This is a genomic window from Methylosinus sp. PW1, from assembly GCF_000745215.1.
Classification (GTDB): domain Bacteria; phylum Pseudomonadota; class Alphaproteobacteria; order Rhizobiales; family Beijerinckiaceae; genus Methylosinus.
Map to the genome: position 1 here is coordinate 173,456 of NZ_JQNK01000008.1, position 14,164 is coordinate 187,619.

Here is a 14,164-nt window from a genome sequence, read left to right on the forward strand (position 1 = left end):
GGCGGCGGCCATGGTCGATCGAAGCGCGCTCGGCGCGTTTCGATCCGACGAGAGTCGCCCCGCCCTCGCGAAATTTCGTTTCGAACGCGGCGAAGGATGGACAATGACTGAGACAATCGAGACCGACGCGCTGATCGTCGGGGCCGGCCCGGCCGGTCTGTTCGCGGTTTTCGAATTGGGCCTTCTCGATATTCGGGCTCATGTCATCGATATTCTGCCGCGCGCAGGCGGCCAATGCTCCGAGCTCTATCCGGAGAAGCCGATCTACGACATTCCGGGCCATCCGCTCGTCACCGGCCAGGGCCTCACCGACAATCTGCTGGAGCAGATCAAGCCCTTCAATCCGACCTTCCATTTCAATGAGATGGTCGAGACGCTGACGCCCACCGGCACGCCCGAGCAGCCCTCCTTCGAGGTGACGACCGACGCGGGAACGAAGTTCAAGGCCAAAGTGGTCTTCGTCGCGGCGGGCGGCGGCTCCTTCCAGCCGAAAAAGCCGCCGATCGCCGGCATCGACGCTTATGAGAACAAATCCGTCTTCTATGCGGTGCGTCGCATGGAGGATTTCTGCGACCGCGACGTCGTCATCGTCGGCGGCGGCGATTCGGCGCTGGATTGGACGCTCAATCTGCAGCCCATCGCCAAGAGCCTGACGCTCGTCCATCGCCGCGACCAGTTCCGCGCCGCGCCGCATTCGGTCAATGCGCTGCAGGAGCATATCGCCGCCAAGCGGGTCGACTTCCGTCTCGGCCAGGTCACGGCGATCGAGGGCGCCGACGGCGAGCTCTCCTCGGTGACGATCCGCGGCAATGACAATGTCGATACGGTCGTCTCGGCGCATCGCCTGATGCCCTTCTTCGGCCTGACGATGAAGCTCGGCCCGGTGGCGGATTGGGGTCTCAACCTGCACGAGAATCTCGTTCCCGTGGACACGGAGAAATTCGAGACCAATCACCCGGGCATTTTCGCCATCGGCGACATCAACACCTATCCGGGCAAGCTGAAGCTCATTCTGTGCGGCTTCCACGAGGCGGCGCTGGCCGCGCAGAAGGCGCATCGCTACATCTTCCCCGACAAGAAGCTGCTGTTCCAATACACGACGTCCTCGACCAATCTGCAGAAGAAGCTCGGCGTCTGAGCAGCTGGCGGTCGAGCGGGAGAGCCCGTTCGACCGCTCGCGGCGTCTTCAATAAAGCGTCACTCGCAATGTTCCGCCGAAATAGCGAGGATGGTCTTGGAGCTGGTAGGAAGCCGGCGCGGTCGGCGTGCCGGCCGTCCAGCCTCCGCCGGTCGGCTGAGCGGGAATGTAGCGCGTGTCGAATAGGTTTTTGGCCCAGAGCTGCAGGCTATAGCGCTCGTCGGCTGTGCGCAGGCCGAGGCCGGCATTCACGATCGAATAGGCCGGCTGCCAATATTGGAACACCGACCATGGATTGGTCAGCTGATATTTGTCGGACCATGCGAGGTTGACATATCCGAAAGCCGTGAGCGGCTGGTCGGCCCACGGCCCAAAATCGCTGAAGATTCGCCCGAGCGGGTGTGAATAGTCGGCGCCGATGTTGAATGTCCATTTCGGCAGATTGGTGAAACGCGTATTGGACAGCGATAGATAAAGCGGAGCCGTTTTGCCCCAGTTCCAATCGTCCGGCACGGGAGCATTCGGGAAATCGACGTAGCGCGCGTCTGTATAGGCGCCGTTGAAAGTCAGCCACAACCGCTCGAGCGGGCTCCAGCGACCGACGCCTTCGACGCCGCGTAGACGCACATGCGGCACATTGCCGAGATAGGTCTGCCGAATGGGCTGGCCCGTCGAATCGGTGATGCTCGAATTCACCATATTGGCTTGGAAATTATAGATATCGTTCCAATAGAGGTTGAGCGTGGCGATGAGCTTGCCGTCCAGCCAGTTGGTCTTCGCGCCGATCTCATAGTCCCAGGAGGTTTCCGCTTCGGTGAGCAGCGGCTGCCATCCCAGGAAGGTCGTCCCGGACCAGATCGCCTGTGCGGAGGTGTTCACCGCGGGGGCCTTCTCGCCGCGTCCCACGAGGCCGTAGAGAAGAATATTGTCGTCGAGCTTGTAGGATGGATTGAGCATGCCGGTCACCATGTTACGGGACACGCTCTGGCCGCCCGTGTCGAAGTAGCCGGTTCCGCTCGCGCCTTTCACGGCGTTGTAGACCTGGGTGAGCGAATATTTGGCGCTTCCGGCCTCGACCCAGGCGAAGTTCGAGCCTTCCTTCACCTCATAGCTGTCGCGCAGACCGAGGGTCAGAGCCAACTGATCGTCGACGTGATAGGTCGCTTGGCCGAAGCCGGCGATGTTGAATGTCGTCGACTTGCCGTCCGCGTGCTGGCGGAAGCCCGCCATCAGCGCCGGATCGGTCGACGGCGACGCCGAATACCATTGCGCTGCGTCGGAGCCGTAGATTGTCTCCCTATAGGAAAATATTTTTTCGTAGAGACCGTACAGACCGACGGACCATTCGAGCGTCTGCTCCTTGGGCGACGAGAGGCGGAACTCCTGCGAATATTGATCCGTCCACACATTGACGTGGTCGTCGGAGATCTCGAGCTCCTGATTGCCCATCGAATTGCGCGGGTGAAGGACGAATTCGCCCCAGGCGGAGATCGACGTGAGCGTGTTCTCGCCGATCTGTATGTTGAATTCATTGGAGAGAGAATATTGTCTTTCGTCGAGCGTGCCGAGATGCGTGTAATAGGGCTTGAATGGATCCAAAGTGAGTATCGGCTTACGCAGCCTATTCCATACTGTCTGCGCATAGGTGGTTCCGAGCGTGCCATTGGCGTAGAGAGGCAAAGAATTTGAGAAAACACCAGTCGTGTTATTGTTGTATTCGTGAGACGTTCCAAAATTGAATATCAGGCGGAGCGCTTCGCAGAATAGCCGAGGTCTCGGCGTTTACGGTTTTTCGGCCGCAATCGACGGGCTTTGATGCGCCCGCGCGCCATCTGGCGCAATGCTCTGCGCCGTCAGCCGGTCATTTTTCGCATCCCTATCCGGTTCGAGACACACCTCTCCCCTCGCGGCGTCATGCCGCCGCTTCGAGAACCCGCGCCCGCTTCATGTTCATCGCCATGACGACGAACTGAAGATGACAATTGTTGCGCGCGAGGCTGCGGTAGCGTACTCGCGCCATCCCATACCAGTTCTTCATCGTCGCGTTGGCGCGCTCGACGCCGACGCGAACGCTCGACGCCGTCTTGTTGAACCATCTCTGCCAGTCCGGCTGTCGCGCTCCGCGCTTCGCCTTATAGGCGATCTTGTCGTCGATCTTCTTGTCGTTCAACGCCTTGCGTAGCGCTGCGCTATCATATGCCTTGTCGCCGTAATAGGCCTCTTCATCGCCCTGGATCATCGCCTCGCCGCGCTGGCTGTCGTGCAGATCGGCGCTCGTCATCTCCGCTTGGCGCACGATGCCGCTTTCTTCGTCGACCGCCAGATGCGCCTTGTAGCCGAAGTAGGTCTCGCCGTTCTTCTTGGTGAAGCTCGCGTCCGGGTCGCGCGGATTGACCTGCCCCTCGTCGTGGGGCGGCGGCTTCACGGCGGCCGCGATGATAGTGGCGTCGACCAGCGTGCCGCGCTTCACGATCAGCCCGCGCGCGTCGAGTTGTCGATTGACCTCGGCAAGTAGTTTCTCGTCGAGGCCGAGCTTGGCGAGCCGCTGACGAAACCGCCAGATCGATGAATGGTCCGGCGTCTCCTCGTCCAGCGGAACCCCGCAAAAGCGCCGAAACGACAGGCGATCGCGCACAGCCTCCTCGGCGGCGGGGTCGGACAGCCCATACCACTGCTGCAACAGCACGATCTTGAACATGGTCAGTGGCGGATAGGCCGGCGCGCCGTCGCTCGAAGAATGCAGCGGACGCAAAATAACGTCGAACGCGCTCCACTCGAACGTCTTGGCGATATCTTCCAGAAACCCACCAGGACGAGAATAGGCTTTCACGAATGCGTCGGCGAGCGAAGGTTGGCTGAAGTTGCGGCGTGACATCGGTGACTCACATCCCTCGGACGCCCCAGAGAATCACGGGTTCGCCGGTTTTGCAAAGCGCTCCAGGCGGTCGGTGAAATTATCGCCGACATAATAGAGCTGCCCGCGCGCGCCCCACCGGTTGTTGTTCAAAACGCCGGCGCCCGTGGCCTGATCGCGAACCCATCCGTCGCTTTTGTCGAGGTAGAAGGTGACGCGATAGGCCAGCTTGTCGTCGATGATCGGACCGGTGACATTCAGCTTCTCGATGATGTGGCTGTAATTGGCGAAAGAAGTTTCGAAGGTCGCCTTGCGCTCGAAAGAAGGCGTCTGCGTGCGGATGTTGACGGCGCCGACGGTCGTGTTCTTGCCGCCGGTCGTGCCGCGGGGACCGAGCTCGACCTCGAAGGAGTCGATGTCGACGAAGTCGGCCCATTGGAAGCCGACATGCTTGTAGAAGATATTGTCGACGATGAAGCCTGTGTCCGACTCGGCCCCGTCGCCATTGCCCGCGCCGACCCCTATGCCGCGGATCGCAGGACGTGATGTGCGTGGGTTGCCGATCGCGGGATTATAGTTGGGCACGAGCTGAGAAAAATCGGAGAGGCGTTCGAGATGCTGCTCCTCGGCTTTCTTGGCGTTGACATAACCGGCGGAGCGGGGCGTCCGGGCCAGAATTTTCTCTTCCCTTGCTGTCGGGCCGGCGTCGACCTCGGCGCCGACCTTCACATCTTCGACTCTCGCCTCGTCGCCATAGGCCGTGAACGTCTGCGACCCGGCCACGCCGAGCGCGGCCAATGAGACCGAAGAAACCCAGGAACGCAGGCGTCGGGGCCATACCGTGGTGTTCATGAGAGAAGCTTCCATATTAATCATATGGAATTTGTATTGTATCTAAATTTCCTGTTGATTTACCTATGGTTAATGCAAGATTGCCCAAGTCTCTTCGGAAAGCGAAAGTGTTTTTTTCAAGGTAAAAAAATGGGATAGTGCGACCCCGCCGCTGACAAAGGGGGATTTCGTGATGTCATCGCAAGCCTGGACCGAGGTCGACGCCTATATTTCAGATCGCCTGATCGGCCCCGACGCCGATCTCGATGCGGCCCTTTCCGCCAACGCCGCTGCGGGCTTGCCGGCGATCGACGTCTCGCCGCCGCAGGGCAAGCTGCTGCATATTCTGGCGCGCTCCATTGGTGCGAAACGCATTCTCGAGGTCGGCGCGCTCGGCGGCTATAGCACCATATGGCTGGCGCGCGCTCTGCCGGAGGGCGGCAGGCTGGTGACTTTGGAGCTCGAGCAGAAGCATGCCGATGTCGCCGCCGCCAATCTCGCGAAGGCCGGTCTCGCGAGCCGTGTCGAGATTCGCGTCGGCGCGGCGCTGGACACTCTGCCCAAGCTCGCGGCGGAGGCGGCCGGTCCCTTCGACCTCGCCTTCATCGACGCCGACAAGCCCAATAACGCCAATTACTTCGCCTTAGCGCTGACGCTCGCGCGGCCGGGGGGCCTCATCATTGTCGACAATGTGGTGAGGGAGGGCTCTGTGCTCGCGGGGACGGACGCCAACGCCGCCGGCGCGAGAGCGCTGTTCGAGGCGATCGCCGCCGAGCCTCGCGTCACCGCGACCGCCATTCAGACGGTCGGCTCCAAGGGCTGGGACGGCTTCGCCATCGCGTTCGTGAACGGCTGACGCGCGGCGTTCCGATACGAAGGATGGACGCAGATGGCGCGCCTCTACAGCGACCAAATTGTCGGCTATTGGCGGAAGGGGATGCGCGAGCTGAATTTCGGCGATGCGCTTTCCGAGCTGCTGTATCGAGAGCTGACCAAGCGCAGCATGCGCGACCGACGCGCCGGACGCTATAAAAGCGACTTCGACGTCGTTCGCTTGATCGGCAGCGTCATTTCCGATCATCAGATCGAGATCGACCTCTCCCATTCTCGCGCCGATCGTGCGCCGAAGATCGCCTTTTGGTGCTGCGGCAAGCGCGATCCGCATCCGCTGAGCGAGGAGCTGCAGCGGCATTGCGTCTTTCTGGGCGCGCGCGGACCGCTCACGCGCGATGCGCTGGGCTTGCCGGCGGAGAGACGCCGCTCGGCGATCCCGCATTGCTGCTGCCCTTGCTCTATGCGCCGCGCATCGATCCGGACCTCGTCGACAAGGCGATCTGCGTGCCGCATTTTCTCGAGCCGAAAACCGATCGGCAGCTGATCGAGGAAACCGGCGTCGATCTGGTCGTGCGGCCGAATATCGCCGCGAGCTTCGACGCCATTCGGCGGGCGATCGACCAGATCGTCAGCGCGCGCTTCGTTCTCTGCGGCGCTCTGCACGCCGCTATCCTGCGCTGCGCCTTTGACGTCCCTTTCGGCTATTTCGACAGCGGCTATGTCGATGTTCCGTTCAAATGGGACGATTTCGCCGCCTCTGTCGGCGTCGGCGCGCGCTTCGCATCGAATCTGCCGCAGGGCGAGGCCTTTTATGCGGAAGATTTCGCGGGAAAAATCCGCAAGCCCGATCTTCTGGCGATTCTCGACTGCGCGCCGATCATCGCGCCCCGCGCTTTGCGCGCCCGCGCCAAAGAGCTGAAATAAAATCAAGATCCTGAAACGCCGAGGGCGGCCTTTCGGCCGCCCTGCGTCTTGGAGTTCTGTCGGCGTCGCCCGCTCAGGCGTCGGCTAGGACCCGGTCGCGCGCGGCGGCGCCCTTTTGGACCGGCTCGCCGGCGGCGTCGAAGAAGGAGGCGTCGATCTGGCGGCCCCTCTCGTCATAGCGCCAAGCGATTTTGGCGACGCCGAGGCCCTTGCGCAGGGTCGGCTTGCCGTCGGCGTTGAAATAGGCTTCCTCGACCTTATTGCCGCGCTCGTCATAGCGGCGGGCGACACGCGCCGCGCCTATGCTCTTGCGCTTCACCGGGCGGCCGTCGGCGCCGAAGTAAGTCTCCAGCACCTCGATCCGCCTGCGCGCCGGCGGATTGGACTGGTCCTGAGCGGGCGCGGCCGCAGTTCGCGCGGCGCGCCGTCCTTCGCGGGGAGCAACATCGTAATCCATTGTCTCGACTCGGCCTCTCTAGCGATTTTCGAGTCGATCCCCGCGCATCGTGGCGCATGCGGAATCGATCATGAATTCGCTTTTGTCTTCTGATGGATGCGCCTTCCCTCCGCCGGGGGCGGGAGCGGAAAGGCGCGCCAGCGGCGCAGCCTCGTGGCTGCGGTCAGACGGCGAGGACGGGCGGAGCGCGCGCTCCGACAGGAAGTTGGGCGAGACGTTTGTGACCGCCGGATTCGCGCAGAGGCAGGAGAATTCCCACCTCGGGCGAGCGCGGCGGCTCGAGCTCGGCGAAGCCGCCGATGACGCCGCCGTCGAGCCCCGTGCAGTGCTGGACGCAGCAGGCGTCCATTCCATGCGTGGGCGCGCGCGGTCCTTGCGAGCGATCGTCGACCGCCTTGGCGGTGACGCAGATCGCACTGCCGAGAGCGCTCTGTCCGGCGCGGGCGCCGACGACGAGGCCCGTGGCCAGGCCCTGCAGAACGAGCAGATAGGCGACGAGCAGCGTGGCCGCCGTCTGTCCATACTGCCGAGATTTGTCGCTCTGCTGGGTCACGATCGCTCCAAGATAGGCGGGCCTCGCGACATGGTCAATGGAGCCTCGCCGGGCGGCTCTTGGAATTTGCTGAAAATGCGAGAGTTTCCGGCGAAAAAAAGTCCGCGGCGCGCAGCAAGGGAGATTTGGCTCCCGGGCAAATCTCGAATTGCGGAGCGTGGGCGACTGTTCTATTCCTAGCTCTAGGAATGAGGTCCGCCATTGGCTGAGATCCTGACGCATGCGCAAATCTGGGCGGCGCTGGACGCGCTCGGCGAGCGCTATGGCCTCACCGCCTCCGGCCTCGCCCGCAAAGCCGGGCTGGACCCGACCACTTTCAACCGCTCCAAGCGGCAGACCGCCGATGGGCGGCTGCGCTGGCCCTCGACCGAATCGATCGCCAAGGTTCTGCAGGCGACCGGCGCGAGCCTGGACGAGTTCATGTCTCTGGTCTTGGCCAAGGGGCAGCGGCCGACGCGCAGCGCCCGCCCGCTCATCGGGCTCGCCCAGGCCGGGGTCGGCGGCTATTTCGACGACGCCGGCTTCGCCACCGGCACGGGCTGGGACGAGATCGACGTCTTCGCCGACGCCGACGAGCATTCCTACGCGCTCGAGATTTCCGGCGACTCCATGGCTCCGCTCTATCGCGACGGCGATATCGTCATCGTCTCGCCGGCCGCGCCGGTGCGCCGCGGCGACCGCGTGGTGGTGAAGACCACCTCCGGCGAAGTGCTCGCCAAGGAGCTGAAGCGGCAGACGGCGCGCACGGTGGAGCTGAAATCCTTCAATCCCGCCTATCCGGACCGCGTGCTGCCCAAGGAGGAGGTGAGCTGGATCGCCCGCATATTATGGGCGAGCCAGTGAGCGGTCCGCGGCGTCATGTTCCATCGACGTCGAGACGCTAGATTTGCCACCCGACGAATAAATTCGGCGCGTCCCTGAGGCGCGTTTTACCTGGAGGACGCGAATGTCTCTCGCCAAACGCAACGCCGTCGTCACCGGCTCCACCAGCGGCATCGGCCTCGCCGTCGTCCGCGCCCTCGCCAAGGAGGGGGCCAATGTCGTCCTCAACGGCTTCGGCGACGCCGCCGAGATCGAGAAGGAGCGCGTCGCCATAGAGACGAAGTTCGGCGTCACCGCCATTTACGACGGCGCCGACATGACCAAGCCCGAGGAAATCGAGGCCATGATCCACAATGCCGAGGCGAAGCTCGGCTCGGTCGATATTCTCGTCAACAACGCCGGGATACAATTTGTCTCGCCGATCGAGGATTTTCCGATCGAGAAATGGAATCAGATCATCGCGATCGATCTCTCCTCGGCCTTCCATACCATCCGCGCGGCGACGCCGGGCATGAAGAAGCGCCGCTGGGGCCGCATCGTCAACACCGCCTCGGCGCATTCGCTGGTCGCCTCGCCCTTCAAGGCGGCCTATGTCGCCGCCAAGCACGGCATAGCCGGGCTCAACAAGGTGGTGGCTCTGGAGCTCGCCACTTATGGCGTCACCGCCAATTGCATCTCGCCCGGCTATGTGTGGACGCCTTTGGTCGAGAAGCAGATTCCCGACACGATGAAGGCCCGCAACCTCACCCGCGAGCAGGTCATCAATGATGTGCTGCTGCAGGCGCAGCCGACCAAGGAATTCGTGACCGTCGATCAGATTGCGGCGCTCGTCCTGTTCCTGTGCTCGGACGCCGCGGCGCAGATCACCGGCTCCAACATTTCCATCGACGGCGGCTGGACCGCGGGATGACCGACGAAAAGAAGAAGGTCACTCTGGCCTTGCAGGGTGGGGGCGCCCATGGCGCCTTCACCTGGGGCGTGCTGGACGCTTTTCTCGAGGATGGGCGGCTGGACGTCATCGGCATCAGCGGCGCCAGCGCCGGCGCGATGAACGCCGTCGTCTATGCGGACGGTTTGCGCGAGGGCGGGCCGGCGCGCGCCCGCGCGCAGCTCCAGGAATTCTGGCGGACGGTCAGCCTCGGCGGCGATCTCAGCAAGGCGCAGCGCGAACTCTGCGACATGGTGTTCGGTTTCTGGGATCCGTTGAAGCTGCGCAAGACGATCGCCCACAACGCCGCCAATTATTTCTCGCCCTATGAGTTCAATCCGCTCGACATCAACCCGCTGCGCGATCTCATCGAGGGGCTCGTCGATTTTCCGGCGCTGCGCGCCACCGACAATCTGAAGCTGTTCATCTCGGCCACCAATGTGCGCACCGGCAAGGTGCGAATCTTTCGGCGGCCGGAGCTCACCATAGACATGCTGATGGCCTCCGCCTGCCTGCCCACTCTGTTCCAGGCGGTGGAGGTGGAGGGCGAGGCCTATTGGGACGGCGGCTATATGGGCAATCCGGCGCTGTTTCCGCTCTACACGGAGACCGATTGCTGCGACATTATTCTGGTGCAGATCAATCCGGTCGAGCGCGACGAGATTCCGCGCACCTCGCAGGAGATCATGGACCGGCTGAACGAGATCACCTTCAACGCCTCGCTCCTGCACGAGTTTCGCGCCATCGACTTCGTGGCCCGTCTCATCGACGCCGGACGGCTGAAGGGCACGCATTATAAGAAGGTGCTGCTGCATCTGGTCGAGGGCGGCGCGGCGATGAAGCGCTTCGGCGCGGACACCAAGCTCGACGCCGATTATGATTTCCTGCGTTCGCTGTTCGATATCGGCCGCGAGGCCGGCAAGGCGTTTCTCGACGAGCATTATGATGCGATCGGCGTCACGGGAACGGCGCAATTGAAGGAGCAGCTCGTCTGAGCGGACCGGCCCAAGCGCTGTTTTTCGCAGGAAATTGCTCCGTGCCGCCCGCGGGCGCCGCGGCGATCGGCGGCTCGTGGCAAAGATCGGCCACATTTCTCTCTATTCCTGGTGGAGCGCGGCGAAGGCCGCACTGGAAATTTCATGCCGAGAGGGGTGTTTCGCGAATATTCGTGAAGGCCGCGATCGACGAAAATCGCGAATGATGGCGTCGAGCGCCGCGGGCTTTGGACCGACGCGCCGACGCAATCGGAGGACTGAAGATGAACGCGCCCGCCGACGAGAAGCTCATCGCCGAGTTCGAGGAGTTCAAGGAGCTGTTGCGCCACACCCCGCAGCCGGCGGAGGAGGCGGCTCATCTTCGGCTCGATCATCCTGCCGAGCCGCCGCCGGCCGCCGCCGCGCCCGAGGCCGTGCGGGCGCCGAGCGAAGTCGATCGGCAGCTGCGCGCGCGGCGCAGGCCGAAGGCGGATGGTTTCCAGAACGAGCGCGGCGCGGCGCCCCGGCGTGGGCGCGGATGGCTGATCGCCGCCGCCATCGTCATTCTCGTGGTCGGCGCGGGCGCTATCGCCAGCGTCTTCCTGCCCGGCGACTTGGAGGACGAGCCTCTCGCCTCGGCGACGCAGCGCGATTCCATCGACCCCGCCGAGCCGGCCGCCATGGACAATGCCGATGGCGGCAGCGCGGCAGAATCGGCGCCCGCCGCCGCGGAGGCCGCGCCCGAGACCGAGCCGCCCGCTTCCGCCGTCGTCGAAGAGCCGGCCGTCGCCGCGCCCGCCCCAGCCCGGGCGCCATCGGCTCTGCCGGAGGGCGCGCTGAGCCCGCCGGCCGCCAACGCCGTCCCGCTCACCACGCCGACCGCCGCGCCGATCCGCGTCATTCCGACGCCCAAGGCGCCGCCGCCGACCGCGCCGGTCGCCGTCGAGCCCGTGATCGCCGAGCCGCCGCCGACGCCGGAGCCCGTGGTCGCTGCGCCTCCGCCCGCCGCCAAGCCCCATGCCGCCAGGGCTGCGCCGCAGCCCAAGCCGCCGGCGGCGCAGCCCGCCAAATCCGCAGCGGCGCCGCCGGCCAAGCCCGCCGCTGCTCCGGCCAAGCCTACCGCCCAGGCGAAGCCCACCAAGCTCAAGCCCGAGACCAAGCCCGGCGCGGCTCCCGCCGCGGCCGCTCCCATCGCCGCGCCGGCCGCGCCCGCTCCCGTGGCGGAAGCGCCGGCCGCCGCTCCGCCGCCCCCCGCCTCTCCGAGAGAGCAGCCCGGCTTCATGGAGCGTGCGGTCGATACGGTCACGGGCGCGGTCGGCGATCTCGGCCGCATGGCGACCGGCGTCATTCCCTGACGGAGAGAAAGAGCGTCGCCTGGCTCAGGCCACGCGACGATCGGACCGTCGGCGGCGCAGCAGCTTGGATGCCTCGCCGATCGGCATCGCCTTACCGAAATAAAAGCCCTGGCCGATCTCGCAGCCATTCTCGGCCAAGCGTCGCAGCACCTCCAGGGTCTCGACGCCCTCGGCGACCGTCGTCACGCCGAGATGCTTCAGCAGGCTCAATATGGCGTCGACGATCCTTCCGCTCTCCTCGTCGTGCTGCATGGCCAGCACGAAGGAGCGGTCGATCTTCACCTTGTCGAAATGGAAGGCGCGCAGATGATAGAGGCTCGAATAGCCCGCGCCGAAATCGTCGAGCGAGATGCGCACGCCTTCCGCCTGCAGCGCGGCGAGCGTCGCGCGCGCAGTGTCGACATCGTCGATGAGCGCGCTCTCTGTGATCTCGACATCGAGACGCGAGGGCGGAAACCTCTCCTCCTCCAACGTCGACAGCAGGCGTGAGGCGAGCAGCGGATCTTTCAGCTGCATCGGCGAGACATTGACGGATAGCCGCACCTGCGCGCCCCATTGCAGCGCCTCGCGGCAGGCGCGCCGCACCACCGACCAGGTGAGCTCGGCGATGACGCCGATCTGCTCGGCGAGCGGAATGAAGACGTCGGGCGGAATAGAGCCGAGCTTGTCGTGCGTCCAGCGCGACAGCACCTCGAAGCCATAGACGCGATTGTCGCGCAGATCGACGAGCGGCTGATAGTAGGGGCGGATGTCGCCGGCGGCGACGGCTTTCCTCAAGGCGGATTCGAGCTCGGCGCGCCGGCGCAGATCCTCGTCCATGCTCTGCTCGAAGAAACGGAACAGGCCGCGTCCGTCGCGCTTGGCGTGATACATCGCAATATCCGCGGCGCGCAGCAGCGTGCTGACGTCGAGACCATTCTCCGGGCATAGCGAGACGCCGATGCTGGCGCTGAGCTCCACGCGCCGCTCGCCGATCTCGATCGGCTCCGCTATCGCGGCGAGCGCGCGGCCGGCGACGCGCATCGCCTGATCCATATGCGTCGCCGGAGTCATCTCCATCAAAATCGCGAATTCGTCGCCGCCCAGACGCGCGACGACGTCGCTCTTGCGCGACGCTTGCCGCAGGCGCCGTGCGGTCTCGCACAGCACGGCGTCACCGAAGCGATGGCCCTCGAGATCATTGATCGGCTTGAAACGATCGAGATCGACGAAGAGCAGCGCGCAGGCTGTGGCGCCATCCTCGACGCGCTCGATCGCGGCGTGCAGATCGGCGACCAGCATGCGCCGATTGGGCAGGCCGGTGAGCGAATCCTGACGCGCGAGAATTTGCGCATGCTCCTGCGCCGCGCGCGTCGCCTCATGCGCGCGCTCCAGCGCCTGCGCATTGGCGCGGAACACGTCGAGCGATTTCGCCATGACGCCGATCTCATCGTCGCGGCCGATCTCGGGAACCGCGACATAGCTCTTCCCCTCCGCCAGCTCGGTGAGCGCGGCGGTGATCGCCGCGAGCGGGCGCGTGATCCGCTCCTTGACGCGAAACAGCAGCCATGCGGCCAAAGCGAGGGCGAGCGCCGAGGCGAGCATTGTGACCTTCAGAGCGCCTTCGGTCACGCGCGCGGCCGTCTCCGCCTCCGCATGCGCCGACCATCTGAGCTCGTCGATCGCGGCGTCGGCGGCTTCGTCGGCTACCCTATAGAGCTGGTGCAGAGCAGTGACGCCGCGCGCGGCTCGGATCGCGGCGACATCCGGCTCCTTTGCGATCCAAGCGTCATGGGCGGCGAGATAGGCGGCGAGCGCCGCGCTGAACTTGGAGAGGTCGGGACGCGGCTCCGCGCCGAACAGCGCGAAATAGTCGCGTTGAAGCTCTTCGACCACGATGCGATGCTCGGCCGCCTGCCGCTCCGCGGTGATGCGTTCTTCTTCCGTCTCCGCCAGCCCGCGATAGGTCTCCTGGATTCTGAACTCCGAAATCCGGTCGGCCAATTCGCTGAGAATGCGCGTTCCGTCGATCCATTTCGACGCGAGCGCGTCTGTCTTGGCGTCGACGACGCGCAAGCTCTGCGCGGAAAGCAGCGCCAATCCCAGAACGATCGCCAGAAAAGCGCCGATGAACAGCGCCAATTGGGCTTGCAGCGAGAAGCGAAAGCTCGTCATGGAGCGCGGCCGAGGCGGTGAATTTGTCTCATCGACAATGATAATTGTAATATGAGCGGCGCATGTCCAGTTGCGCCGGGCGCTATCGCGAGCGCTCGATTGTCGCGGGGGCGGCGTCGCGGCCCTGTTCCAGAGGCGGGGCCGAAGGATAGGCGCGCCGCGCTTTCGCCTGCGACAGATAGAAGCGCTCGCCCTCGCGATAGGCCGCGTTTCCGCTCACCACCTCGAACTCGCAGAACGCCTGCGCCTCCTGCGGCGCGGCCAGCAGCCGCACGCTGCGCGGCAGCAGCGCGAAGCCCGCGCCCTCGTCCTTCTCCAAAATCGTCAGCAGAGCTTCCAT

General features: G+C 64.4%; 14 protein-coding genes and 1 pseudogene. 8 read left to right on the plus strand and 7 right to left on the minus strand.

Annotated elements, in window-relative coordinates; translation table 11 throughout:
* Nucleotides 1-103: 103 nt before the first annotated feature.
* Nucleotides 104-1,138: an NAD(P)/FAD-dependent oxidoreductase gene (locus tag K369_RS06265; protein ID WP_036290189.1), complete on the plus strand. Its 1,035-nt coding sequence runs from the start codon at nucleotides 104-106 to the stop codon at nucleotides 1,136-1,138.
* Nucleotides 1,139-1,186: 48 nt separating this feature from the next.
* On the opposite strand, the gene K369_RS06270 is transcribed toward K369_RS06265, so the two are convergent.
* The 3 genes and pseudogenes from K369_RS06270 to K369_RS06280 all read right to left on the minus strand — a co-directional run.
* Nucleotides 1,187-2,884 (minus strand): TonB-dependent receptor, encoded by a 1,698-nt coding sequence (locus K369_RS06270; protein ID WP_084570533.1) that lies wholly within the window; start codon nucleotides 2,882-2,884, stop codon nucleotides 1,187-1,189.
* Nucleotides 2,885-3,050: 166 nt separating this feature from the next.
* Nucleotides 3,051-4,013: an IS5 family transposase gene (locus K369_RS06275; protein ID WP_051948759.1), complete on the minus strand. Its 963-nt coding sequence runs from the start codon at nucleotides 4,011-4,013 to the stop codon at nucleotides 3,051-3,053.
* 63 nt (nucleotides 4,014-4,076) lie between these two features.
* Nucleotides 4,077-4,844, minus strand: a pseudogene (locus K369_RS06280) (TonB-dependent receptor plug domain-containing protein); the annotation flags it as partial.
* 172 nt (nucleotides 4,845-5,016) lie between these two features.
* Between K369_RS06280 and K369_RS06285 the strand changes: the two are divergent.
* From K369_RS06285 to K369_RS06295, 3 genes are read left to right on the plus strand one after another with little or no spacing between them, the layout of a single operon-like run.
* On the plus strand, nucleotides 5,017-5,679 hold the full coding sequence (locus tag K369_RS06285; RefSeq protein WP_036289331.1) for an O-methyltransferase: 663 nt from the start codon (nucleotides 5,017-5,019) through the stop codon (nucleotides 5,677-5,679).
* A gap of 33 nt (nucleotides 5,680-5,712) precedes the next feature.
* The gene (locus K369_RS27040) at nucleotides 5,713-6,201 is read left to right on the plus strand and encodes a hypothetical protein (protein ID WP_036289333.1); all 489 of its coding nucleotides are present in this window, start codon (nucleotides 5,713-5,715) and stop codon (nucleotides 6,199-6,201) included.
* Entirely contained in the window at nucleotides 6,162-6,581 is a 420-nt protein-coding gene (locus K369_RS06295; protein ID WP_036289339.1) for a hypothetical protein, read from the plus strand. Before K369_RS27040 ends, K369_RS06295 begins: the two co-directional genes overlap by 40 nt.
* Nucleotides 6,582-6,654: 73 nt before the next feature.
* Here the strand turns inward: K369_RS06295 and K369_RS06300 are convergent, their stop codons facing one another.
* The gene (locus K369_RS06300) at nucleotides 6,655-7,038 is read right to left on the minus strand and encodes a hypothetical protein (RefSeq protein ID WP_036289341.1); all 384 of its coding nucleotides are present in this window, start codon (nucleotides 7,036-7,038) and stop codon (nucleotides 6,655-6,657) included.
* A 163-nt stretch (nucleotides 7,039-7,201) separates the two neighbouring features.
* Nucleotides 7,202-7,591, minus strand: coding sequence for a DUF2946 family protein (locus K369_RS06305; protein WP_036289342.1), 390 nt, complete (start codon nucleotides 7,589-7,591; stop codon nucleotides 7,202-7,204).
* Between the two features lie 201 nt (nucleotides 7,592-7,792).
* Here K369_RS06305 and K369_RS06310 point away from each other — a divergent pair, with 201 nt between their 5' ends.
* From K369_RS06310 to K369_RS24530, 4 genes are all read left to right on the plus strand, one after another.
* On the plus strand, nucleotides 7,793-8,434 hold the full coding sequence (locus tag K369_RS06310) for a helix-turn-helix transcriptional regulator (RefSeq protein ID WP_036289343.1): 642 nt from the start codon (nucleotides 7,793-7,795) through the stop codon (nucleotides 8,432-8,434).
* A 103-nt stretch (nucleotides 8,435-8,537) separates the two neighbouring features.
* Nucleotides 8,538-9,323 (plus strand): 3-hydroxybutyrate dehydrogenase, encoded by a 786-nt coding sequence (locus tag K369_RS06315; protein WP_036289344.1) that lies wholly within the window; start codon nucleotides 8,538-8,540, stop codon nucleotides 9,321-9,323.
* Entirely contained in the window at nucleotides 9,320-10,336 is a 1,017-nt protein-coding gene (locus tag K369_RS06320) for a patatin-like phospholipase family protein (protein ID WP_036289345.1), read from the plus strand. Before K369_RS06315 ends, K369_RS06320 begins: the two co-directional genes overlap by 4 nt.
* Nucleotides 10,337-10,599: 263 nt before the next feature.
* On the plus strand, nucleotides 10,600-11,670 hold the full coding sequence (locus K369_RS24530; protein ID WP_156967758.1) for a hypothetical protein: 1,071 nt from the start codon (nucleotides 10,600-10,602) through the stop codon (nucleotides 11,668-11,670).
* Nucleotides 11,671-11,694: 24 nt separating this feature from the next.
* Here K369_RS24530 and K369_RS06330 read toward each other — a convergent pair whose 3' ends face one another.
* Together K369_RS06330 and K369_RS06335 are read right to left on the minus strand one after the other, a co-directional pair.
* Nucleotides 11,695-13,824, minus strand: a complete 2,130-nt coding sequence (locus K369_RS06330) for a bifunctional diguanylate cyclase/phosphodiesterase (RefSeq protein ID WP_051949104.1) — start codon at nucleotides 13,822-13,824, stop codon at nucleotides 11,695-11,697.
* 82 nt (nucleotides 13,825-13,906) lie between these two features.
* Nucleotides 13,907-14,164, minus strand: a complete 258-nt coding sequence (locus K369_RS06335) for a hypothetical protein (RefSeq protein ID WP_036289346.1) — start codon at nucleotides 14,162-14,164, stop codon at nucleotides 13,907-13,909.